This is a genomic window from Burkholderia metallica, from assembly GCF_902832845.1.
GTDB lineage: Bacteria > Pseudomonadota > Gammaproteobacteria > Burkholderiales > Burkholderiaceae > Burkholderia > Burkholderia metallica.
Genome location: NZ_CADFDB010000010.1, coordinates 115,898 through 138,664 on the forward strand (window position 1 = coordinate 115,898; position 22,767 = coordinate 138,664).

Sequence of the window (22,767 nt, forward strand, 5' to 3'; positions counted from 1 at the left end):
ACTCGGTTTGCGCACCGAAATGCGAAGCCGAAAATATCAATTGCGGAATCGGCTATTCAAGCGCAACGCGGCGCGACCTACGATGGTTTCAACGCATCGTCGAACCCGATCGATGCGGGGACAACCATCTGGAGGCCACCATGCGATCCCTCGTTCCCGTTGCCGTACTTTCCTGCGCGCTCGCTGCGCTGCCCGCTGTCGGCTTTGCGCAGCCGGTCGCGCCAGACGGCGCACCGAATGCCGCACTGTCGAGCTGGTCGGCCGCGCGTGCCGAAACCGACGCGCAATTGATGCAGATGACGCGCGCCGGTTATCGCGCGACGTCGGCCGGCAATCAGAACTATCCGCTCGCGATGCAGCGCGCACTCGAACGTGTCCGTAATCCGGTGCCGGACCGCTCGCGCGAAGAGCGGGCCGCAATGGAGGCACGCGCCGCGCGCGACGCGCAGGGCGGCCATCCGGTCAAGGCGTTCTTCGTGAAGACCGCGTACTACCTGAAGGGCGAGAACACGTTCTGATACAGGAGACGAACATGGCTTGCACGATCCGATCTGCCGGCGTCGTGCGCACGTCGGCGCTGCGCCGGCGGCCGGCCGCGCACGCGACGCAGCGGCACGGCGAGGGGCACGGCGCGCTGCGTCGTGCGAAGCACCGGCGGAATGCGCATCGTGCCGCCGTTGCGTGCCGCGTCGCATCGCCGGCTTTCGCGTCGAACGACGCGCCCGCCAACGGGAGCCCATCATGAAGCACACCCGGAAGAACCGTCGCCGCGTGCCGCTGACCCGCGAGTGGCTGCTGCCGCTGCCGCCCGTGCATGCACGCGACATCTCGCTGAAATGCCACATGGCGCTCGTCGCGCTGCGTGGCGGGCATGGCAACGAGGCGCTGTTGATGCGGTTGCGCACGAGCGTCTACCTCGTGTTCCTGGCGCTCGACGATGCGGTGTGCGCGGACGCGGACATCGACCTGTGCGTGGACGCGGAGCGTGTGCTCGATGCGGGCGTCGCGCGGGCGGCGCAGGGCGGCACATGGACGCTGCGCGACGACGAATGCGCGGTACTCGAGCAGGTACTCGCGGCGAACGACACGTGCGTCGCGACGCTCACGCGGCATCGGCTCGCCGAGCTGTGGGAGCACGTGTGCCTGTTCGCGTCGAGCGGCCAGCCGGCGCTCGTCGCGGGCGCGGCGCAGAAGATGCGCACGCATGCGGCCGAATCGCTGGCCGCGTAGCGCCGCACCGGTTTCGCAGGGAGGATGGAGGAGACAGGGCCGGTTGCGACACGCGCTGCTTCGGCGAGGGCGCGGCCGTCGCGGCCAGACGGTGAGCGCCGAACGCCGAACGCGGCGCAACACCGCGGCCCAAAACAAAAAGCGCCACGGAGCGGACTCCGTGGCGCTTCATCTTTTGTCGCCGGCGCGAAGGCATGGCCCCCGCGCGGCGAAACGCTCAGGCTGCGGCTGCGGGCTTCGCCGGCTTTTGCAGCTTGCCCTTGCCGGCGCGCTGGATTTCCTCGAGCTTGATCTCGACGTGACGCGAGAACACGTACTCGGCCGGACGCTGCTTGTCGATCGGGATGTCCGGTGCGAACGGGCCGTCCGTCTTGATGCCCTTGCGGCTCACGGCGAACGCCTTCAGCGGATGCGCCATCGTGTCCATCACGGCGGTCGCTTCGAAGCCGCAGTGGACCATGCAGTCCGCGCACTTCTCGTAGTTGCCCACGCCGTAGTTGTCCCAGTTCGTGTCTTCCATCAGTTCCTTGAAGGTCTTCACGTAACCTTCGCCGACCAGATAGCACGGCTTCTGCCAGCCGAACACCGTACGCGCCGGGTTGCCCCACGGCGTGCACTTGTACGTCTGGTTGCCGGCCAGGAAGTCGAGGAACAGCGACGACTGGCTGAACGACCAGCGCTTGCCGCCTTCGCCGCGCTTCAGGATCTCGCGGAACAGGTTCTTCGTCTTGTCGCGGTTCAGGAAGTGCTGCTGATCCGGTGCGCGCTCGTACGCATAGCCCGGCGACACGGTGATGCCGTCGACGCCGATCGGCTTGAGCGTGTCGAAGAACTTCGCGACGCGCTCGGGGACCGCATCGTTGAACAGCGTGCAGTTGATGTTCACGCGGAAGCCGCGGCGCTTCGCTTCCTTGATCGCCGCGACCGCCTTGTCGTACACGCCTTCCTGCGACACCGAGTGGTCGTGCATCTGCGCGTCGCCGTCGAGGTGGACCGACCAGACGAAGTACGGGCTCGGCTGGTAGTCGTCCATCTTCTTTTCCATCAGCAGCGCGTTCGTGCAGAGGTAGACGAACTTCTTGCGCTTCATGATGCCGCGGACGATTTCCGGCATTTCCTTGTGCAGCAGCGGCTCGCCGCCCGCGATCGACACGATCGGTGCGCCGCACTCGTCGACCGCTTCCAGGCATTCCTGGACGGACAGACGCTGGTTCAGGATGGGGTCCGGGTAATCGATCTTGCCGCAGCCGTTGCACGCGAGGTTGCAGCGGAACAGCGGCTCAAGCATCAGCGCGAGCGGATAGCGTTTGTTGCCGGACAGGTGTTGGCGCGTGATGTACGCGCCGACGCGGACTTGCTGGAGCAGCGGAATAGACAAGAGATGTCCTCCTTAAACTTCGCGGGCGACAGCTTGCGTGAGCTTCGCCGGCAACTTGAATTCGACTTTTTCCTCGCGGCCCGCCATCGTCGTGACGTCGACGGGCCCCAGCGCGCGCAACGCGCCGATTACATCTTCGACCATTTCCTCGGGCGCGGACGCCCCGGCGGTCAGGCCCACGGTCTGCGCATTCGCGAACCATTCGGCCTTGATTTCCGATCCGTCGGCGACGAGATAGCTCGGCACACCGCTTTCGGTGCCGATCTCGCGCAGGCGGTTCGAGTTCGAGCTGTTCGTCGCACCGACCACGAGCAGCACGTCGACCTGTTCGCTCAGCTCGCGCACGGCGGCCTGGCGATTTTGCGTCGCGTAGCAGATGTCGCGCGTGTCCGGGCCGACGAGGTCGGTGAACCGGCGCTGCAGCGCTTCGATGATGCCGCGCGTATCGTCGACCGACAGCGTGGTCTGCGTAATGTACGCGACCGGCGTGTCGACGGGCAGCGTCAGCGTATCGACTTCCGCTTCGCTCTGCACGAGGATCACCTCGGCCGGAATCTGGCCGATCGTCCCCTCGACTTCCGGGTGGCCCGCGTGGCCGATCAGGATCAGCCGGCGGCCCGCCGCGACGTACTGACGGCCCTGCACGTGCACTTTCGTGACGAGCGGGCAGGTGGCGTCGAGCACGTCGAGCCCGCGCGTTTGCGCGTCGTGCTCGACCGTCTGGGCGACACCGTGCGCGCTGAAGATCGCGACAGCGCCGTGCGGCACCTCGTCGAGTTCCTCAACGAATCGTGCCCCTTTATTACGCAGATTTTCGACGACATGCCGGTTATGCACGATCTCATGACGCACATAGACCGGCGCACCGTGCTGTTGCAGCGCGCGATCGACGATCTCGATCGCACGGACAACCCCCGCACAAAAGCCGCGGGGCTGGGCAAGGATGACTCGCATAGGTGAGCGAACTCCGACGACAGACGCCGGGGTTCGAGGAGCTGGCACGGCTCGCTCGCCCCGGCTTGATGTTATGAAGGCAGGAACGAACCGGCCGGCCAGGCCCCGGAACCCCGAATTAATCGCGCATTTTAACCCTATCGGGAAGTCCGTGCTCTGGTGCCGTATCCGGCGTGTTGCATTTGCGGCAGAGCCGCGTCGGCGCTGGCGCGCGCGGAACCCAGTAAACTACGCGGTTTGGCGGGCGGCCGCTCCGGCCGCCCGGCGTCGCGCTCATTTCAAGGCCATTCGATGACCGTCGGTTCTTACGCGTATTGCCCGGCCGCTCGTGCGGTTTCAGGCGTTTTGTTCCAGACCCCCATTCACTTTGCCGACATCGGCGCCCGGCAGGAGGCGTGCCGATGATGCTGGTCCTCGCATTCCTGGTGTCCGGCCTGTCACTGATGATCTGGATCGTGCTGCTCGTCGCGCGCGGCGGCTTCTGGCGCGCGGTGCCCGCGCGGCCGCTGCCGCCCGACGCGCGCGGCGCGGCGGCCGAGGCCGGCTGGCCGGCCGTCGTCGCGGTCGTGCCGGCGCGCAACGAGGCCGACGTGATCGCCCGGGCGGCGACTTCGCTGCTCGAGCAGGATTACCCGGGTCACTTCCATCTGATCATCGTCGACGACCACAGCGACGACGGCACCGCCGACGCGGCCCGCGCGGCCGCGCTCGCGATCAACCGCGCCGACCGGCTGACGGTGCTGGCCGCGAAGCCGCTGCCGGCCGGCTGGTCGGGCAAGGTGTGGGCGCAGTCGCAGGGGATCGCCGCGGTGCGGACGCTCGGCCTGCCGGCCGACTACCTGCTGCTGACGGATGCCGACATCGGCCATCCGGGCGACGCCGTCGCGCAGCTCGTCACGCGCGCGCAGGCCGAGCACCGCGATCTCGTGTCGCTGATGGTGCGGCTGCGCTGCGATTCGTTCTGGGAAAAGGCGCTGATTCCGGCGTTCGTGTTCTTCTTCGCGAAGCTCTATCCGTTCTCGTGGATCAACAACCCGCGCAACCGCACGGCCGGCGCCGCCGGCGGCTGCATGCTCGTGAAGCGCACGGCGCTCGAGGAAGCGGGCGGCATCGAGTCGATCCGCGGCGCGCTGATCGACGACTGCAGCCTCGCCGCGCAGATCAAGCATCGCGGCGAAGGCCGTCATCCGATCCGGCTCGACCTGGCCGATCGCAGCGTGTCGCTGCGCCCGTACGACAGCTGGCGCGACATCTGGAACATGATCGCGCGCACCGCGTTCACGCAGCTGCACTATTCGCCGCTGCTGCTGGCCGGCACGCTGCTCGGGATGACGATCATCTACCTCGTGCCGCCCGTCGCGGCGCTCGCGTACGGCGCGCGCGCATGGCCTGCGTGGCTCGCGTGGGCGTCGATGTGCGCCGCGTATGCGCCGATGCTGCGCTACTACCGCCGCTCGCCGCTGTGGGCGCCGGCGCTGCCGCTCGTCGCGCTGTTCTACGTGGGCGCGACGTTCGCGTCCGCGTGGCGCTACTGGCGCGGCAAGGGCGGCCAGTGGAAGGCGCGCGTGCAGGCGCCGGTGGATCGCTGAGGATTGCGCGGGAGGCGAGCCTCCCGACAGCCGGAAAGCAGACAGCCCGATCGGGGAACCGGTCGGGCTGTCTCGTTTTCGGCGGTGGGACTTGCCGGTCCTTAACGCTGGGTCAGCATCATGTACATCTGGATCACGACGTCCGGCGAGAACGTGAACGGCACCCAGCCGTAGCCCGTGTGGCGGGCGACCAGCAGGCGGTCGCCGTTCGACTGCTTCTGCACGGCCATCATCGGGTTCTTCGTCGTCACGAAGCGCCAGCCGGCCGGGATGCCGGGCGGCGGCTCCGGCTGCATCGACGCGCGCGCGTGCGCGAGTTCCTCGATCAGCTGGCCCAGTTGCTCCGGATGCAGCGTGATCGACTCGCCGTTGATGGTCAGCGTGAGTTCGTTCTGCGACGGACGCGCCACGTGCAGCGTCGATTTGTCGGCCGGGGCCGGCGCGGGGGTGACGACTTCGGCATCGCCTTCAACCGGCGTTTCGGCTGGCGCCGTCGCGACGATCGCCGTTTCGACGGCGGCCGTCGCGGGCGCGATCACGGCCGGTTCCGCGGCCGGCGTATCGGCCGGCGCAGGTTCGACGACTTCGGCCGCAATGGCCGGCGCGGCAACCGCGCTCGTCGCGGCTTCGCTGACGACGGCCTCGACCAGCGCCTCCGCGTCGGCGATGGCCTTCGCGTGGTGCTGCGCAGCCGCTTCGGCCTGCGCGATCGCTTCGGTGTGGCGTTGCGTGATGGCCTCGGCCTGCGCGGCGGCCTCGGCGTGGCGTTGCGCGGCCGCCTCGGCTCGGGCGATCGCCTCGGTATGGCGTTGCGCGATGGCTTCGGCCTCGGCGGTGGCGTCGGCATGACGCTGCGCGGCGGCCTGCGTTTCCGCGATCGCCTGCGTGTGCTGCTGCGCGAGCGCTTCGGCCTGGGCGATCGCTTCGGTGTGGCGCCGCGCGGCGGCTTCGGCTTCGGCGATGGCGGCCGCATGACGCTGCGTGGCCGCTTCGGCTTCGGCGGTCGCCTCCGCGTGACGCTTCGCGGCGGCCTCGGCTTCGATCGTCGCGGCCGCATGGCGCTGCGCAGCCGCTTCGGCTGCGGTGGCGGCCGCATGATGACGTTGCGCGGCGGCTTCGGCTTCGGCGATCGCGGCCGCATGGCGCTGCGACGCGGCTTCCGCATCCGCGTGACGCTGCGCGAGCGCTTCGGTCAGCGCGGTGGCTTCCGCGTGGCGCTGCACGGCGGCTTCGGCTTGTGCGGCGGCGTCGGTATGGCGCTGGGCGGCGGCTTCGGCCGCGGCGGTCGCGCTGGCATGGCGCTGCTGCGCGGCTTCGGCCTCGGCGGCGGCGGCCGTGTGGCGCTGCGCGGCGGCCTGCGCTTCGATTTCCGCGGCAGCGTGACGTTCCGCCGCCGCCTGGGCTTCCGCTGCCGCGGCGCGCGCGAAGGCTTCCGCGCTGCGGGCCGCCTGCTGCGCGGCGTGGTGATCGTGGAGGAGCTGATCGACGCCCACGGTGAGCGAAGCGATCTGATCGTTCAGGTTCATGCGTGTCTTCTCTGCGTAAGACCCGCGATTTTACCCGCTGCACCGGTGCCGGGCCGAGCGGCACGTGTAACAAAGTGCGCAAAGCGGCGTGCCGCGTGCCGCCTTGTGTTATTTCAGGTAGCCCGCGGAGCCGAACCAGTCGAGCGCATCGCGCAGCCCTTCGCGGTACGGGCGCGCACGGTAGCCGAGCTCGCGCTCGGCCTTCGCGGACGTGAAATACATCTTGTTCTTCGACATCCGCAGCCCGTCCACGGTGACGAACGGCTCCTTCTTCGTGAACTTCGCGACCGCTTCGGCGCCGACCGCGAGCGGGTAGAGCGGCCAGCGCGGCAGCGCGATCGTCGGCGCCTTGCGGTTCGTCATCTGCGCGATGTCGGCGAGCATCTGCTGCAGCGGCAGGTTCTCCCCGCCGAGGATGTAGCGCTCGCCGATCCGGCCGTGCTCCAGCGCGAGGAAGTGGCCGTGCGCGACGTCGTCGACGTGCACGAGGTTCAGGCCGGTATCGACGAACGCGGGAATCTTGCCGAGCGCGGCCTCGACGATGATGCGGCCGGTCGGCGTCGGCTTCACGTCGCGTGGGCCGATCGGCGTCGACGGATTGACGATCACGGCCGGCAGCCCTTCGTCGGCGATCATCCGTTCGACCGCGCGTTCCGCGAGCACCTTGCTGCGCTTGTACACGCCGATCGCCTGCTCGGCCGTGAGTGGCCGGTTTTCGTCGGACGGATCGCCGGCGCTCGTCACCTTCAGCGTCGCGACGCTGCTCGTATAGACGATCCGCTCGACGCCTTCCGCGCGCGCCGCGCGCATCGTCGCGACCGCGCCCTCGAGGTTCGCGCGCTCGATCTCGTCGGGATCGGGCGCCCACAGCCGGTAGTCGGCGGCCACGTGCAGCAGGTAGCGCACGCCGCGCAGCGCGGCGCGCATCGACGCCTCGTCGCGCATGTCGCCGGTGACGATCTCGGCGTCGAGATCCGCCACGTTCGTGCGCGGGCTGGTCGGGCGCACGAGCACGCGCACCGCATAGCCTTTCTGCTGCGCGATGCGCGCGACGGCCGAGCCGACGAAACCGGACGCGCCGGTGACGAGAACGAGATCGCGGGAGGTATCAGTCATGCGTTTCCTTCGGAGCCGCGCGGGCGGCGCGGCGGTTGAGCGTCGGCGAGATTGTACGTGGTCGGCGCGCGCGGCGACGCCGCGCCATGACGGATCTGCACCGGCCCCGGCCCGTGTGCGAAGCGGCCGACGCGACTACAATGCCGGGCTTGAATGCAACCGGAGGGCGACGCGATGAGCCGCAATGAACTGGACGAACGGATCGAGACCTACTACGTGCGGGTGCGCGGCGTCGTGCAGGGCGTCGGCTTCCGTCATGCGACGGTGCGCGAAGCGCATGCGCTGAAGCTGCGCGGCTGGGTCGCGAATCTCGAAGACGGCACCGTCGAGGCGATGATCCAGGGCCCCGGCGCGCAGATCGACCGGATGCTCGCGTGGCTGCGCCACGGGCCGCCGGCCGCGCGCGTGACCGAGGTGACGTTCGAGGAACGCCGGACCGAAAGGCGCTTCGAGCGCTTCCAGCAGCAGTAAGCGGCGCGCGACGATCATGACGGGGTATCCGGAGGCCGGACGCGGCCTCGTGCTGTCGGTGGCGGCGTCGATGCTGTTCGCGCTGATGTCCGCGTACGCGAAACTGCTTGCGCCGCTCACGGGGCTCGACATCTTCGCGTGGCGCGTGTTATGGACCGCGCCGGGCGCGCTCGCACTGATCGCGCTGCGCGGCCGCCGGCCGATGCTCGTCGATCTGCTGCGCCGGAGCGTGCGCGACGGGCGTCTGCTGATTGCGCTACCGGTGAGCGCCGCGCTGCTCGGCGTGCAGTTGTGGCTGTTCCTGTGGGCGCCGCTGCACGGGCGCATGCTCGAAGTGTCGCTCGGCTATTTCCTGCTGCCGCTGACGATGGTGCTCGTCGGCCGCTTCTACTATCGCGAACGGCTCGATCCGCTGCAATGGGCGGCGGTCGCGTGCGCCGCGCTCGGCGTCGCGCACGAAGTGTGGGCGACCCGCGCGTTCGCGTGGCCGACGCTCGTCGTCGCGCTCGGCTATCCGCCGTATTTCGTGCTGCGCCGGCGCATCAACGCCGATTCGCTCGCCGCGTTCGCGGTCGAGATCGCGCTGCTGTGCCCGATCGCGTTCGCGATGGTCGCGACGAGCACGACGCGCGTGGCCGACCATCCGGTGCTGTGGGCCGTGCTGCTGCCGGGGCTCGGCGTGCTCAGCACGCTTGCGCTCGCGAGCTACCTGAAGGCGAGCCGAATGCTGCCGATGGCGCTGTTCGGGATTCTCGGCTACGTCGAGCCGGTGCTGCTCGTCGCGGTGTCGCTGCTGCTGCTCGGCGAGACGCTGAGCGTCGCGAAGCTCGCGACGTACGGGCCGATCTGGGTCGCCGTCGCGCTGACCGCGTGGCACAGCGCGCTGCTGATGCGGCGCCTGCCCGCGCGCGGATGAGCGCCGGTCGCGTCGCGGCGGCTGCCTGCAGCGTGTCGTGTCGTGTCGCGTCTCGTCGCGGCTCGCAAAACAGCCGCCCGCAGTGGTCGAACACGTCGTTGCTGACCGCAAACTGGCGTCGCGCTGACATGAGTCTGGCGACGCTGCCTGCTTTGTCCCGCAAGGCTCGCGCGTGTAATCGAACAGAAGATTCGGTTGCACTTTGTTACTTAGGGTCTCCCCCGATCGGCCATTAGACTGGCCTGACCGACTTCCCTTCGTATGCAGCCTTTTTCGATGAACGGTCATCTCCGTGCGCGGCCGGCCGCGTCGGCGCGATGCGGGCATACGCGTATCGCCGCCGATTCCGCTCGCCTTCTCTTTCCCGATCCCTTCCGCGGTGCATGCCGCATCGCCGTCGTGCGGGTGCGCTCATGGCGTTGAGCGTGCCGCCCGCCCCGGTTCAGCCGTCGCGCGGCGGCCGCCTGATCGAAGTCGATTTCTTCCGCGGCATCGTGCTGCTGATGATCGTCGTCGATCACATCGGCGCGAGCGTGCTGTCGCGCGTCACGCTGCACGCGTTCGCGCTGTGCGACGCGGCCGAAGTCTTCGTCTTTCTCGGCGGCTTCGCGACCGCGAGCGCCTATGGCGCGATCGCCGAACGGCACGGCGCGCGCGCCGCGCAAAAGCGCTTCGTGCGGCGCGCGATGCAGATCTACCGCGCGTTTCTCGCGACGTCGACGCTGATGCTCGTCGTGTCGGCCGTGCTCGACCACTACGGAATCGACGCGCCGAACCTCGCGCTCGACGACGTCAGCGTGATGCTCGCGTCGCCGCTCACGGGCGCCGCCGAGTTGCTGACCTTCCAGCGCCAGCCGTATCTCGCATCGGTGCTGCCGATGTACGTGCTGTTCGCGCTCGCGTCGCCGGTGCTCGTGCCGTTCGCGCGCCGGCATCCGTGGCTGCTCGTCGCGCTGAGCATCGTGTCGTGGGCCGCGGCGGGCTGGCTCGGCCCCGAGTTGCTCGATACCGACGGATTCCGCTGGAGTTTCAATCCGTTCGCGTGGCAGCTGATGTTCGTCGCCGGCGTGCTCGCGCGCTGCCAGCCGTTCTACCGGCGCATTGCGCTCGGGCGGTGGGGCGCCGCGGCGACGGGCGTCGCGTGCGCGGTCGTGCTCGGCTGCGCGAGCTACAAGCTGTTCTCGGGGCTGCCGCTGCCAGAAGGCGTGTTCAAGCGCGATCTCGCGCTGCCGCGCGTCGTGAGCTTCGCGGCCGTGGCGTGGCTGATGGCCGATTGCGTGCGCCTGGGCTGGATCGCGCGGATCGCGCAGGCGGTGCGGCCCGTCGTGGCCGTGGGCCAGCGCGGGCTGATCTGCTTCGTCGCGGGCGCGGCGATTTCGCTCGTCATCGATTCGCTGCTGCATCCCGTTGCGCGCAGCGCGGATCTGCGGCACGTCGGCGTTGGCCTCGCGGCCGATGCATGCGCGCTCGGGCTGATGATGGTCGTGGCCGGTTCGGGAACGTGGTTTGCGCGGTGGCGCGGCGCGGCCGCGTGAGCGCGGCGGCAGTCGGCGCAGGCGGCACGGTGCGTGCCGCACGGCGTCAGTGAGGTGAGTCGATACGGGAGCGGGGCACGGCGGGGGTGTCGTCGGATTCGGCGTCGTCGCGTTCGTCCGGCGCCGGATCGTCGCGTTCCGCGAGGACCGCGTCGGCTTCGGCCGCGGCCCGGGCGGCGCGTATCGCGGTGCAGCGCTGCGCGTGCCGGATGTCCGACAGTATCCGCAGCAGCCGCGTCGTTCTGTTTTTCATGGGTTTCTCCCGCCAGTGCGCGCCGAGCGAAGCGCAGGCGCGTCCTGCAACCAGTGTAGGACGCGTTCGCGTAACCGGCGGGAGAATGTGGCGTGCATGCCGCACGCCGAGGGATAGCCCTTACTGCGCGCCGGCGACGGCCTGCGCCTGCAGCGCTTCTTCGCGGCGCTCTTCCGTGCAGCGCTGATGCTGGCGGGACAGGCGGTTCATCAGCGGCAGCAGCAGCAGCGCGAGCAGCATGCCGATCGCCGCGAGCCAGCCGAGCTTCTCGAACAGCGACAGGTAGAGCGGCAGCGATTCGGTGGGCGGCAGTTCGTGCGACGGCATCTGCGCGAAGTTCGCGACGACGCTGCCCAGATACTGCGACACGCCCGTCGCGACGAAGTACGCGCCCATCATGAAGCCGCTCATGCGCGCCGGCACGTAGCGGGCGATCATAGCGAGGCCGAGGCCGCTCACCAGCAGTTCGCCGAGCGAGTAGAGGCCGTAGCCCCACACCATGAACCACGACGACACGCGGCCGTCGATCGCATAGCGGCCGCTGATCGTGAACACCAGGTAGCCGGCGGCCACCGCGCCGAAGCCGAGTGCGTACTTCGCGGCGACCGGCAGGTCACGGCCGCCTTTCGCGACCGCGTTGTACACCCACACGAGCACCGGGCTCAGCAGCATGATCCAGATCGGGTTCAGCGCCTGGAACTGCGCGGCGCTCCACGTGAACAGCGTCGTGCCGAACAGCATGAAGCGCGGATCGACGTTGCGCAGCGCGAACAGCGTCAGCGACGTCGACATCTGCACGTAGAAGATGAAGAACAGGATCACCTGGCCGATCAGCACGAGCGCCGCGATCAGGCCCGCGCGCTCCGAGCGCTCCGACTTCGCGATCATGTACGCGAAGATCGCGAGGATCGCGAACGCGGCCGTCCACACGCTGGCGACGGCGAGCTGCTTGTGCTGCAGCACGTACAGCGTGATCAGCGCGAGCCCGATGCCGCCCAGCGTGACCGCGCCGAGGCGCTTCCAGCGAATCGGCTGGTCGTCCGGCTGCGAGCCGACGTGCGCGAGCGTGCGGTGCATCAGCATGAAGTTGAGGATCGCGAGCAGCATGCCGCCGCAGCAGACCGCGAACGCGGTGTGCCAGCCCCAGTGGTCCTTGATCCACGGCGTCGCGAGCATCGACACCGTCGAGCCGATGTTGACCGCCATGTAATAGATCGTGAACGCGCTGTCGATGCGTGCGTCGTCGCCTTCGTAGATGCGGCGCACGAGGTTCGCCGCGTTCGCCTTGAACAGGCCGTTGCCGACGACGATCACGCCGAGCGACGCATACATGTACGTCAGGTGATCGTTCGGTACCGCGAGCATCAGGTAGCCGGCGCACAGCACGGACGCGCCGATGATCATCGTGCGGCGGGCGCCGAGCACCTTGTCGCCGATCCAGCCGCCGATCGACGGCGCGGCGTAGACGAGTGCGGTGAACGCACCCCAGGTCAGGTTCGCGTGGCTGTCGGTGAAACCGAGCCGGTCGACCATGAAGAGGACCAGAAGCGCGGCCATGCCGTAGTAGCCGAAACGCTCCCACATTTCGATGAGGAAGACCGTCGTGAACGATCGGGTTTGTGAAACAGGTGGTTGCATCATCAATCTCGTTTTGAAACGGACGGCACGGATCGCGCGTCGTCTTGGGTCGAACTGGCGCCGGTGCACAATGCGCCGGGTAGGCTTTGCGCTGGCGATGGAACAGTCGGGCGGTTAGCCCGGGCCGGAATCGGACACCGTCTGGTATGGCGGCGAAGGACCCCGACCGGCGCGCGCATGGTAACGGCTGCCGGTCCGGTGCGTCAGGTATCTGCCACTTAGGGAAACTCCTAATATGGCAGTAGCTTTCAGGATTATTCGTCTCATCATCTAGTTGTAAGCTTTTGCGCAGGCTATCCGAAGATTCCCGGAGAGCCGCTTGCAGCTTGCCTGTGAAGCCGGCGAGTCTGGCAAGATAGCGCGTCGTTTCGCTCGCTTCGTGTCCCGTTTAGTGCACCGGGCTCAACACCGAAGACGTGTACGAACCCGAAGACTAAGCTATATCGTTCTAACTTAGTTATTTTCCATCAAACATTTTTTGACGACCACTTTTCGGCCTGCTATGGTTCCCCCCACTGAAAACTCGCGGTCCGCAGACGCTGCCGCCGCGCTGGGCAGCAAGATTCGCGCGTTGCGCCAACGACTGAAGCGCACGCTCGACGACACCGCTACAGCCGCGGGTATTTCGAAGCCGTTTCTGTCTCAAGTCGAACGCGGGCTCGCGTCGCCGTCGCTGACGTCGCTGGCCGGTATCGCGCACGCGCTCGGTGTGACGGTGCAGTACTTCGTGGATACGCCGAGCGAGGAACGCTCGGTTTGCCGCGGCGAGCAGTTGCGCTTCTTCGGGTTTGCCGATTCGGCGAACCTGTTCGCGAGGCTGACGAACGTATCCGAAGGGCGCCAGCTGGAGGCGATCCTCGTGAGGATGCCGCCGGGGCAGAAGCGGTCGGAGGTGACGACCCATGCAGGAGAGGAGTTCCTGTATGTGATTGAAGGGGAAGTGTCGCTGACGCTGGAAGGCAAGACGTTCGTCCTGCAGGCCGGCGACAGTTCGCACTATCAGTCGACGGTCCCGCACAGCTGGGTCAACACCGCGAAGATCGAGTCGGTGGTGGTCTGGGTGGGTACGCCGAGACTGTTCTAACGCACAGGTATTCCTTCGTTTCGAAGACGGAATGCCTGTCGAAAGAAACGTAAGGAATACTAAGATGCAATACGAGAATCACGGGCCTCCTCAATCGCTGCGCCCGTCAGCGCCTTACGCGTAATCCGCGGCATCCGCCGCGCGACGCTCACCGAACAACCCTTCTCAAGACTGCCACGATGAAATCCTTGCATGCCATGTCGGCCGTGCTGGCCGCGCTCGCCCTGACGCCTGCCGCCCACGCCGTTACCGTTCCGTCGAACGTCGCGCTCGCTCCCCAACAGGACCTGACGCGCCAGGTGCCCGCCGAAGTCGAGTCGCTCGACCCCGCGCACATCGAATCGTGGACCGGCAACACGATCGGCCTCGACCTGTTCGAAGGGCTGGCACGCATCGATGCAGCCGGCCAGGTCGTGCCGGGCGTCGCGCTGTCGTGGGAACGCAAGACGCCGACGACGTGGATCTTCAAGCTGCGCCACGACGCGAAGTGGAGCAACGGCCAGCCGGTGACGGCCGCCGATTTCGTCTATTCGTGGCAGCGCCTCGTCGATCCGAAGACGGGCTCGAAATACACGATCCTCGTCGAGTTCGTGAAGAACTCGAAAGACATCATCGCGGGCAAGGCCGCGCCTTCGACGCTCGGCGTGCGCGCCGTCGACCCGTACACGCTGGAAGTGTCGACCGACGCGCCCGTCGCGTTCTTCCCCGAGCTGACCGCGATGGCGCCGCTCGTGCCGGTGAACAAGGACGTCGTCGCGAAGTTCGGCGACGCGTGGACGCGCCCGGGCAACATGGTGAGCAACGGCGCATACCAGCTCGTCGACTGGCAGCCGAACAACCGCATCGTCGTGACGAAGGACGCGAAATACTGGAACGCGTCGAAGGTCGTGATCAACAAGGTCACGTTCCTGCCGATCGAAAGCGACGAGACCGCGATGCGCATGTACCAGGCCGGCCAGATCGACTACAGCTACTCGATCCCGTCGGGCATCTTCCAGCAGGTCAGCAAGCAGTTCGGCGGCGAACTGCGCCCGGGCCTGCAGCTCGCGACGTACTACTACTACCTGAACAACAGCGACCCGGCGCTGAAGGACAAGCGCGTGCGCCAGGCGCTGTCGATGGTGATCGATCGCGACGTGCTGACGCAGCGGCTCACGCAGGCCGGCGAGAAGCCGATGTACGGCCTGATGCCGAACGGCACGAAGGGCGTGCAGCCGTTCACGCCGGAATGGGCGTCGTGGCCGATGGCCAAGCGCGTCGAGACCGCGAAGAACCTGCTGAAGCAGGCCGGCTACTCGGACGCGAAGCCGTTGTCGTTCACGCTGACGTACAACACCAACGACCTGCACAAGAAGGTCGCGCTGTTCACCGCATCGGAATGGCGCACGAAGCTCGGCATCACCACGAAGCTCGAGAACGTCGAGTTCAAGGTGCTGATGAAGCAGCGTCATGACGGCAAGGTGCAGATCGCGCGCGACGGCTGGTTCGCCGACTACAACGACGCGATGACCTTCTTCGACCTGATCCGCTGCGGCAGCTCGCAGAACACCGTCGGCTACTGCAACAAGCAGGTCGACACGTTCGTCGACGACGGCAACCAGAAGCTCGACGACAAGGCGCGCACCGCGCTGCTCACGCAGGCGCACGACACCGCGATGAACGACACGCCGATGGTGCCGCTGTTCCAGTATTCGGCCGACCGTCTGGTGAAGCCGTATGTGGGCGGCTACTCGCTGAAGAACGTGATCGACATGCGTGCTTCGCAGGACATGTACCTGATCAAGCACTGAGCGGAGCGATCATGCTGGCCTACGCACTGAGGCGCACGTTGTGGGCGGTGCCGACGATCCTCGCGGTCGTCACCGTCTGCTACCTGCTCCTGCATTTCACGCCCGGCGGCCCGTTCGATACGGAAAAGCAGCTGTCCGCGGCCACGCTCGCGAACCTGAACGCGAAGTATCACCTCGACGAGCCGCTGTGGAAGCAGTACCTGCTGTACCTGAACGCGCTGCTGCACGGCGATCTTGGCCCGTCGTTCCGCTACGTCGACTGGTCCGTGAACGATCTCGTGAGGAAGGCGCTCCCCGTGAGCCTCGGCGTGGGCGGCGTGTCGATCCCGATCTCGATCGTGTGCGGCGTGCTGCTCGGCACCGTCGCGGCCGTGCGCCGCGACAGCTTCATCGACCGCTTCGTGATGCTGATCGGCAACTTCGGCAACGTGATCCCGCCGTTCGTGCTCGGCCCCGTGCTCGTGTGGATCTTCGCGATCCTGCTGAAGACGTCGTCCGGCAACGGCTGGCTGCCGGCGGGCGGCTGGGGCGACGGTGGCTGGCAGTACCGGCTGCTGCCGATCGTGCTGCTGACCTTCATCAACATGTCGTTGCTCGCACGCGTGATGCGCGGCTCGATGATCGAGACGCTGTCGAGCAACTACATCCGCACCGCGCGCGCGAAGGGCCTGCCGGGCTCGACGATCGTGCTGCGCCACGCGTTGAAGCCCGCTCTGATGCCGGTCGTGTCGCTGTTCGGCACGGTCTGCATCACGTCGATCACGGCGGCCGTCGTCACCGAGTCGGTGTTCGCGCTGCCGGGCCTCGGGCAGCTCGTCGTGAACGGCGCCATCAACCGCGACTACACGCTGGTGCTCGGCCTCGTCGTGCTGACCACCGTCTGCGCCGTGCTGTTCAACCTGCTGGTCGACCTCGCTTACGCGTGGCTCGATCCGCGCATCCGTTATTGAGCGAGGCACAGCGATGACTCCGACTACTCCCGTCGTCGGCCTGCCCGTGCAGACCGACTCGCCGCCGCGTTCGCGCTCGCCGCTCGCGCTCGCGATGGCGCGCTTCCTTCACAACCGTGCGGCCGTGTTCAGCCTCGTGCTGCTCGCGCTGATCACGCTCGCGTGCTTCGTCGGCCCGTGGCTGCTCGCGGCCGATCCCGCCGCGAGCGACTGGGGCGCCATCAGCCTGCCGCCGACCTGGGCGAACCAGCACTGGCTCGGCACCGACGAACTCGGCCGCGACCTGCTCGTGCGCACGCTGATCGGCGGGCGCGTGTCGATCGAGGTCGGCCTGCTCGGCACGCTCGTGTCGGGCCTGTTCGGCGTCGTGTGGGGCGCGACCGCGGGCTTCGCGGGCGGCCGCGTCGACTCCGTGATGATGCGCATCGTCGACATGATGTACGCGATCCCGTACCTGCTGATCGCGATCCTGATGATGACCCTGTTCGGCCGCTCGTTCATGCTGGTCGTGCTGACCATCAGCGCGTTCTCGTGGATCGACATGGCGCGCGTCGTGCGCGGCCAGACGCTGTCGCTGCGCAGCCGCGAGTTCGTCGATGCGGCGCGCGCGATCGGCGTGTCGCCGGCGACGATCGTGCGGCGCCACATCGTGCCGAACCTGCTCGGCGTGGTCGTCGTGTACGCGACGGTCTCGGTGCCGAACATCGTGCTGACCGAATCGGTGCTGTCGTTCCTCGGCCTCGGCGTGCAGGAACCGATGACGAGCTGGGGCGTGCTGATCCAGGACGGCGCGCAGAAACTGGAATCGATGCCGTGGCTGCTGCTGGCCCCGGCCGTCATGCTGTGCGTGACGCTCTACTGCGTGAACTTCGTCGGCGACGGCCTGCGTGACGCGCTCGACCCGAAGGATCGCTGAAGATGGCCGCATTACTCGAAGTAGACAACCTGGGCGTGCGCTTCACGCGCAAGGACGCGCCGCCCGTCGACGCCGTGAGCGGCGTGTCGTTCTCGCTCGAAGCGGGCAAGACGCTCGGCATCGTCGGCGAATCGGGCTCGGGCAAGAGCCAGACCGTGATGGCGATGCTCGGCCTGCTGGCCGGTAACGGCGCGACGAGCGGCGCCGCGCGCTATCGCGGCGACGACCTGCTCGCGATGGATGCGCGCGCGTTGAACAAGGTGCGCGGCGACCGGATCGCGATGATCTTCCAGGATCCGATGACGTCGCTCAATCCGTTCCTGACGATCGAGCGGCAGATGACCGAAACGCTGCAGCTGCATCGCAAGCTGTCGCGCAAGGAAGCGACGAAGCGCGCGATCGAGGCGCTCGAATCGGTGCGCATTCCCGACGCGGCGCGCCGCATCCGCATGTATCCGCACGAGTTCTCGGGCGGCATGCGCCAGCGCGTGATGATCGCGATGGCGCTGCTGTCCGAGCCGGAAATCCTGATCGCCGACGAGCCGACCACCGCGCTCGACGTGACCGTGCAGGCGCAGATCATCGACCTGCTGCGCGAGCTGAACCGCGAGCGCGGCACCGCGATCGTGCTGATCACGCACGACATGGGCGTGGTCGCCGGCCTCGCGGACGACGTGATGGTCATGTATGCGGGCCGCACCGTCGAATACGCGCCGGCCGATACGATCTTCGCGGCGCCGTCGCATCCGTACACGATCGGCCTGCTCAACGCGCTGCCGCGCCTGACCGACGCGGACGATGCGCCGCTCGTCGCGATTCCCGGCAATCCGCCGATGCCCGGCACCGCGCCGGCCGGCTGCGCGTTCGCGAAGCGCTGCACGTACGCGGAGGAGCGCTGCGGCGCGGCGCGCCCCGCGCTCGAAACCTATGGCGCCGTGGGCGCGGTGCGCGCGTGCCACCGGCCCGTGGCCGATCTGACGGGAGGTCTGCGATGAGCGTCGATGAACGCCGCCATGCCGGCGCGACGGACGACACGCTGCTGTCCGTCGACGGTCTGAAAGTGCATTTCCGCGTGCCGCTCGGCGGCTATCCGTGGTCGCCGAAGGGTACGCTGCGCGCCGTCGACGGCGTGTCGTTCGACGTGAAGCGCGGCGAGACGGTCGGGCTCGTCGGCGAGTCGGGCTGCGGGAAGTCGACGCTTGCGCGCGCGCTGATCGGCCTCGTGCCGATGACGGCCGGCACCGTGAAATGGCGCGGCCAGACCGTGGAGCCCGATCACCTGCGCGGCACCGCGATGCGGCGCGAAGTGCAGATGATCTTCCAGGACCCGCTCGCGTCGCTCGATCCGCGCATGACGATCGAACAGGTCGTCGCGGAGCCGCTCGTCACGCACCAGGCCGGCCTCGGCCGCACCGAGGTGCGCCGCCGCGTGATCGCGATGCTCGAGCGCGTCGGCCTGAACGCGCATCACCTGCTGCGCTATCCGCACGAATTCTCCGGCGGGCAATGCCAGCGCGTCGGAATTGCACGCGCGCTGATCAGCGAGCCGAAGCTCGTGATCTGCGACGAACCCGTATCGGCGCTCGACGTGTCGATCCAGGCACAGATCGTGAACCTGCTGCGCGACCTGCAGCGCGATCTGTCGTTGTCCTATCTGTTCGTCGCACACGATCTGGCGGTGGTGAAGGCGATCAGCCAGCGGGTGCTCGTGATGTATCTCGGCCGCGTGATGGAGTTCGGCACGCGGCATGACGTGTACGGCGTGCCGCAGCACCCGTACACGAAGGCGCTGCTCGATGCGGCGCCGACGCCGGAGCCGGCGCGCGAGCGTGCTCGCCGACCGATGCTGCTGGCGGGCGAGATGCCCTCGCCGCTGAACCCGCCGTCCGGCTGTGCGTTCCGCACGCGCTGTCCGGTCGCGATCGATGCGTGCGCGCAGGACGTGCCGCTGCCGGAAGTTCGGCAGGGGTCGGCCGCGCGTGTCGCGTGCATCCGCGCGGGTGTGGCGTGAGGTGAAGTGACGCAGCAAACATAACCAGGGCAGGTCAACAGGGGTAGGTGCGGCGCGAACGATCTTCGCGCCGCGGATACAGGCGCGTCCTTAACCGGGCGCGCCGGGGGGCCGGGCGCGGATCGCAACCGGCGTGGACGATATCAACACAAGACGAGAATGACGATGAGAAAACAGAAGACGATCGGGACGGCATCGAAAATGCTGCTTGCATGGGGGCTGCCGGCGCTTGCCGGCGTCTCGCTGACGGGCGTCGCGCACGCCGACGACGCGGCCCCCGCACCGTTGACGGTCGCGCAGGCCGCGCCCGGCACGACCGTTGCGCAGGCAACGACCCCGAACGCCATTGTCAACGCCGAAGCAACGCAGGCCGTTACGCCGCCCGACGAGCCGTCGGCGCAGTCGAAGTCGAAGGGCTTCATTGCCGACAGCCATCTCGACTTCCTGTTCCGCAACTATGCGGACGTGCTCGACAACAAGGGCGGCCCGCATCGTCACGCGTGGGTCCAGGGCGCGATGGCGAACTTCGAGTCGGGCTACACGACGGGCCTGATCGGGATCGGTTTCGACGCGTCGCTGTATGCGGCGCTGAAACTCGACGGCGGTCAGGGCGCCGGCAGCATGGTGCACATCGCGAAAGGCGGCGGTGGCGGCAACCAGCTCGCATGGGCCTATCCCGGCATCTACGACGTGAAGGCGCGCATCTCGAACACGGTGGTCAAGTACGGTCTGCAGGCCGTCGACAACCCGTTCATGGAGCAGCACGACAACCGTGCGCTGCCGCCGACGTTCCTCGGTGCGACCCTCGTCAGCAATGAATTCAAGAACGTGATGCTCGAGGCCGGCAGCTTCACGAAGACCGACGCGCGCGGTCACACGACGCTCACCAACCTGACCACGCAATACGGCGGCACGCGCATCAACCGCCTGTCGTACGTCGGCGGCACGTGGGACTACTCGCCGAACGGCGAAGTCGCGCTGTACGCGAACCAGGCCGACGACGTGTGGCACCAGTACTACGCGTCGGTGAAGCACAGCATCGGCAGCCCGCAGACGATCAAGTGGACCGGCTTCGGCAACGTCTACTCGACGCACGACACGGGCGATGCGCTGCAAGGCAAGATCAACAACAACGCGTACAGCCTGTCGGTGGCCGCGCAGCACGGCCCGCACGAGCTGCTGCTCGGCTTCCAGCAGGTGCTCGGCGACCAGTTCTTCGACTACCTGAACGAAACGAACGGCATCTTCCTGACCAACTCGATGGACGTCGACTACAACGCGCCGCACGAAAAGTCGCTGCAGCTGCGTTACACGTTCTACGGCAAGGAAGCGGGCCTGCCGGGCTTCAAGGCGATGGTCTGGGGCGTGACGGGCTGGGGCGCGGACGGCAGCGCGGGCGCGGCGAACGACCCGAGCAAGTCGAGCATCTACTGGAGCAACGGCGCGCCGGTGCAGGGCCGTCACCACGAGTTCGGCTTCATCCCGTCGTACACGTTCCAGAGCGGCAAGCTGAAGGACACGAAGGTCACGTTCATCGCGATGTGGCACGCCGGTTCGGCGCACTACTCGGATGCGACGAACACCGAGTACCGCCTGGTCGTGAACCTGCCGCTGCACGCGTTCTGATCGCAGGGGGCGCATGCGCCCCCGCCTCGCACGGCCGGCCTTCGATCCACGCGATCAGGCCGGCTTGTGCAGCCCCGCGACGGGATCGTTCGCAGCGGGCATCTCTTCCACCAGCGCCGTGAGCTGGCGGCCTGTATCGCGCCATGCGTCGAGGCCGCCGCGCAGTGCGAGCGCATCGGTGAAGCCGGCGTCGAGCAGGCGCTTCGCCATCAGCGCCGCCGTCACTTCGTTCGGGCACGAGCAGTACACGACGAACTTCTGCGTGAACGGATAGCGCGACACGATGTCGCCGATCTGGCGCTCGTCCGCGAACTGCGCGCCGGGAATCGTGAACGGGTCGAGCTTGCGATGTTCGGGCGAGCGGACGTCGAGGACCACCGGCGCGGCCGTCGCACGCAGCATCGTGTCGAGTTCGTCGACGCCGATCCGCGCGCTCGCGAGCTGGCGGATCAGTGCGCGGCGGCGCATCCAGCGGAACGCCGCGTACACCGCCAGCACCGCGACGGCCGCGAGCAGCGCGACGCGGCCGAGCTGGCCCGCACCGGCGAACAGCCAGTCGATCTGGCGATAGAACAGCACGCCGACTACCAGCCCGACGATCGTCCACAGCGCGGCGCCGAGCGCATCGTAGCCGACGAACGTGCGATAGCGCGTGCCGAACGCGCCGGCCATCGGCACCGACACGAGCGACAGCCCCGGAATGAAGCGCGCGACGGCGAGCACGCGCACGCCGTAGCGGCCGAAGAAGGTTTCGGTTTTTTTCACGCAGCTGTCACGCGACAGCGACAGCCGGCAGATCGTCTTCAGCGTCGCGCCGCCGTAGCGCCGGCCGGCGAGGTACCACACGGTGTCGCCGATCAGGGCGCCGAGCACCGACAGTGCGACCACCGTGACCAGTTGCGAGCCGATCATCGCCGGATGCATCGCGGACATCGCGCCGAACAGCACGAGCGTCGGCATCGCGGGCACCGGCAGCCCGATGGCCGCAGCGAGCACGTTGGCGAAGACGAGAAGCGGCCCGTATTGGGCGACGAGGTCGCGGAGGAGCATGACGGCTGGCCGAAAAAGGAACGCGCGCGGAAAGCACGCAGATGGGCCGATTATCGGCCTTTTTCAAGTCGGCGGCGGGAATTGCGCAAAGCGCCTGACGGCGGCAGGGGCATGTCGGTGAGCCGGCGATCTACGTGCGGCTCACCGTTCGGAATCACGAAGAGGTGCGGGCCAGCGACGCGGCGCCGTGGTTTTCGCCGGGCAGCTCGGCGCCGTGCGAGCGGATCGCCGCGATCAGTTCGGCCGGCGTGATCTCGTAGCGGACTTCGCGGTGGATGCCGGGCTTGCGTTCGTCGATCTCGATCAGCAGCACGCTCTTGCCGTCGCCGGTTGCCTCGAGGCGAAGCGAGCGCAGTTCGCGGCCGTCGGCCGGGTCGTGTTCGGTGAGCAGGGTCATTGCCCCGGATGAGCCGGTAGTGCGCATCGAACCTATCCTCGTGTCGTGGATGCCGTAGTGGCGAAGATGTCTTGGTTGAAAACAGCTTGACGCAGTTTAACGCGAACGGGCCGCGGTTCGGCGCATTTTCGTGAGCCGAAATGAGGGCTGAACCGTGGATCCCTCTGATGTTTGAGCCGCGCGGGGCGGCCGTTTCAGCCGGATCGGGCGCCGGCGCGGCGGGTGTCCGAGCGCCGGTCGCGGACGGCCGGTCGCGGACGGCCGGTTGCGGACGGCCGGTTGCGGACGGCCGGGCGCGTGCGGCGACACGCGGCGCAACGCGTGTCGCCGCGGCGGC

21 protein-coding genes are annotated in these 22,767 nt (G+C 67.8%); 13 read left to right on the forward strand and 8 right to left on the reverse strand.

Annotated elements, in window-relative coordinates:
* The first annotated feature begins 140 nt into the window (after positions 1-140).
* Both HWX08_RS25520 and HWX08_RS25525 read left to right on the forward strand, forming a co-directional pair.
* Positions 141-518 carry a hypothetical protein gene (locus tag HWX08_RS25520; protein WP_174920981.1) on the forward strand — a complete coding sequence of 126 codons (378 nt, stop codon included), beginning with the start codon at positions 141-143 and terminating at the stop codon, positions 516-518.
* 223 nt (positions 519-741) lie between these two features.
* Complete coding sequence (locus HWX08_RS25525) at positions 742-1,230, forward strand: hypothetical protein (RefSeq protein ID WP_174920980.1); 489 nt, start codon at positions 742-744, stop codon at positions 1,228-1,230.
* Positions 1,231-1,447: 217 nt separating this feature from the next.
* Here HWX08_RS25525 and hpnH read toward each other — a convergent pair whose 3' ends face one another.
* Together hpnH and ispH are read right to left on the reverse strand one after the other, a co-directional pair.
* Positions 1,448-2,608 (reverse strand): adenosyl-hopene transferase HpnH, encoded by a 1,161-nt coding sequence (gene hpnH / locus HWX08_RS25530; protein WP_107310137.1) that lies wholly within the window; start codon positions 2,606-2,608, stop codon positions 1,448-1,450.
* 12 nt (positions 2,609-2,620) lie between these two features.
* A complete protein-coding gene (gene ispH / locus HWX08_RS25535; protein ID WP_107310138.1) occupies positions 2,621-3,562 on the reverse strand; it encodes a 4-hydroxy-3-methylbut-2-enyl diphosphate reductase in 942 nt (313 codons plus the stop codon).
* Positions 3,563-3,963: 401 nt separating this feature from the next.
* Between ispH and HWX08_RS25540 the strand changes: the two genes are divergently transcribed.
* A complete protein-coding gene (locus HWX08_RS25540; RefSeq protein WP_174920979.1) occupies positions 3,964-5,151 on the forward strand; it encodes a glycosyltransferase in 1,188 nt (395 codons plus the stop codon).
* 101 nt (positions 5,152-5,252) lie between these two features.
* Here HWX08_RS25540 and HWX08_RS25545 read toward each other — a convergent pair whose 3' ends face one another.
* Together HWX08_RS25545 and hpnA are read right to left on the reverse strand one after the other, a co-directional pair.
* Positions 5,253-6,677, reverse strand: a complete 1,425-nt coding sequence (locus HWX08_RS25545) for a phage tail protein (RefSeq protein ID WP_174920978.1) — start codon at positions 6,675-6,677, stop codon at positions 5,253-5,255.
* A 108-nt stretch (positions 6,678-6,785) separates the two neighbouring features.
* A complete protein-coding gene (gene hpnA, locus HWX08_RS25550; protein WP_174920977.1) occupies positions 6,786-7,793 on the reverse strand; it encodes a hopanoid-associated sugar epimerase in 1,008 nt (335 codons plus the stop codon).
* A gap of 174 nt (positions 7,794-7,967) precedes the next feature.
* Between hpnA and HWX08_RS25555 the strand changes: the two genes are divergently transcribed.
* From HWX08_RS25555 to HWX08_RS25565, 3 genes are all read left to right on the forward strand, one after another.
* Positions 7,968-8,264 carry an acylphosphatase gene (locus tag HWX08_RS25555; protein ID WP_027781702.1) on the forward strand — a complete coding sequence of 99 codons (297 nt, stop codon included), beginning with the start codon at positions 7,968-7,970 and terminating at the stop codon, positions 8,262-8,264.
* A 16-nt stretch (positions 8,265-8,280) separates the two neighbouring features.
* Positions 8,281-9,180, forward strand: coding sequence for an EamA family transporter RarD (rarD, locus tag HWX08_RS25560; protein ID WP_069260947.1), 900 nt, complete (start codon positions 8,281-8,283; stop codon positions 9,178-9,180).
* A 413-nt stretch (positions 9,181-9,593) separates the two neighbouring features.
* Positions 9,594-10,715: an OpgC domain-containing protein gene (locus tag HWX08_RS25565; protein WP_107313394.1), complete on the forward strand. Its 1,122-nt coding sequence runs from the start codon at positions 9,594-9,596 to the stop codon at positions 10,713-10,715.
* Between the two features lie 46 nt (positions 10,716-10,761).
* On the opposite strand, the gene HWX08_RS25570 is transcribed toward HWX08_RS25565, so the two are convergent.
* Both HWX08_RS25570 and HWX08_RS25575 read right to left on the reverse strand, forming a co-directional pair.
* On the reverse strand, positions 10,762-10,968 hold the full coding sequence (locus tag HWX08_RS25570; protein ID WP_069260945.1) for a hypothetical protein: 207 nt from the start codon (positions 10,966-10,968) through the stop codon (positions 10,762-10,764).
* Between the two features lie 120 nt (positions 10,969-11,088).
* The gene (locus HWX08_RS25575) at positions 11,089-12,609 is read right to left on the reverse strand and encodes a peptide MFS transporter (RefSeq protein WP_069260944.1); all 1,521 of its coding nucleotides are present in this window, start codon (positions 12,607-12,609) and stop codon (positions 11,089-11,091) included.
* A gap of 499 nt (positions 12,610-13,108) precedes the next feature.
* Between HWX08_RS25575 and HWX08_RS25580 the strand changes: the two genes are divergently transcribed.
* The 7 genes from HWX08_RS25580 (at position 13,109) to HWX08_RS25610 (ending at position 20,983) form a co-directional block, all read left to right on the forward strand.
* On the forward strand, positions 13,109-13,690 hold the full coding sequence (locus HWX08_RS25580; protein WP_021162455.1) for a cupin domain-containing protein: 582 nt from the start codon (positions 13,109-13,111) through the stop codon (positions 13,688-13,690).
* Between the two features lie 179 nt (positions 13,691-13,869).
* Positions 13,870-15,480 (forward strand): peptide ABC transporter substrate-binding protein, encoded by a 1,611-nt coding sequence (locus tag HWX08_RS25585; RefSeq protein WP_174920976.1) that lies wholly within the window; start codon positions 13,870-13,872, stop codon positions 15,478-15,480.
* Positions 15,481-15,491: 11 nt separating this feature from the next.
* On the forward strand, positions 15,492-16,430 hold the full coding sequence (locus HWX08_RS25590; RefSeq protein WP_107313385.1) for an ABC transporter permease subunit: 939 nt from the start codon (positions 15,492-15,494) through the stop codon (positions 16,428-16,430).
* 13 nt (positions 16,431-16,443) lie between these two features.
* On the forward strand, positions 16,444-17,346 hold the full coding sequence (locus HWX08_RS25595; RefSeq protein ID WP_069260941.1) for an ABC transporter permease: 903 nt from the start codon (positions 16,444-16,446) through the stop codon (positions 17,344-17,346).
* 2 nt (positions 17,347-17,348) lie between these two features.
* Complete coding sequence (locus tag HWX08_RS25600; protein ID WP_069260940.1) at positions 17,349-18,341, forward strand: ABC transporter ATP-binding protein; 993 nt, start codon at positions 17,349-17,351, stop codon at positions 18,339-18,341.
* Positions 18,338-19,357 carry an ABC transporter ATP-binding protein gene (locus HWX08_RS25605; RefSeq protein ID WP_069260939.1) on the forward strand — a complete coding sequence of 340 codons (1,020 nt, stop codon included), beginning with the start codon at positions 18,338-18,340 and terminating at the stop codon, positions 19,355-19,357. Before HWX08_RS25600 ends, HWX08_RS25605 begins: the two co-directional genes overlap by 4 nt.
* Before the next feature lie 165 nt (positions 19,358-19,522).
* Positions 19,523-20,983 carry an OprD family porin gene (locus tag HWX08_RS25610; RefSeq protein WP_069261256.1) on the forward strand — a complete coding sequence of 487 codons (1,461 nt, stop codon included), beginning with the start codon at positions 19,523-19,525 and terminating at the stop codon, positions 20,981-20,983.
* A 54-nt stretch (positions 20,984-21,037) separates the two neighbouring features.
* Here the strand turns inward: HWX08_RS25610 and HWX08_RS25615 are convergent, their stop codons facing one another.
* Together HWX08_RS25615 and HWX08_RS25620 are read right to left on the reverse strand one after the other, a co-directional pair.
* A complete protein-coding gene (locus tag HWX08_RS25615; protein ID WP_069260938.1) occupies positions 21,038-22,033 on the reverse strand; it encodes a DedA family protein/thiosulfate sulfurtransferase GlpE in 996 nt (331 codons plus the stop codon).
* A gap of 154 nt (positions 22,034-22,187) precedes the next feature.
* Entirely contained in the window at positions 22,188-22,457 is a 270-nt protein-coding gene (locus tag HWX08_RS25620; RefSeq protein WP_011353737.1) for a hypothetical protein, read from the reverse strand.
* Between the last annotated feature and the right edge of the window lie 310 nt (positions 22,458-22,767).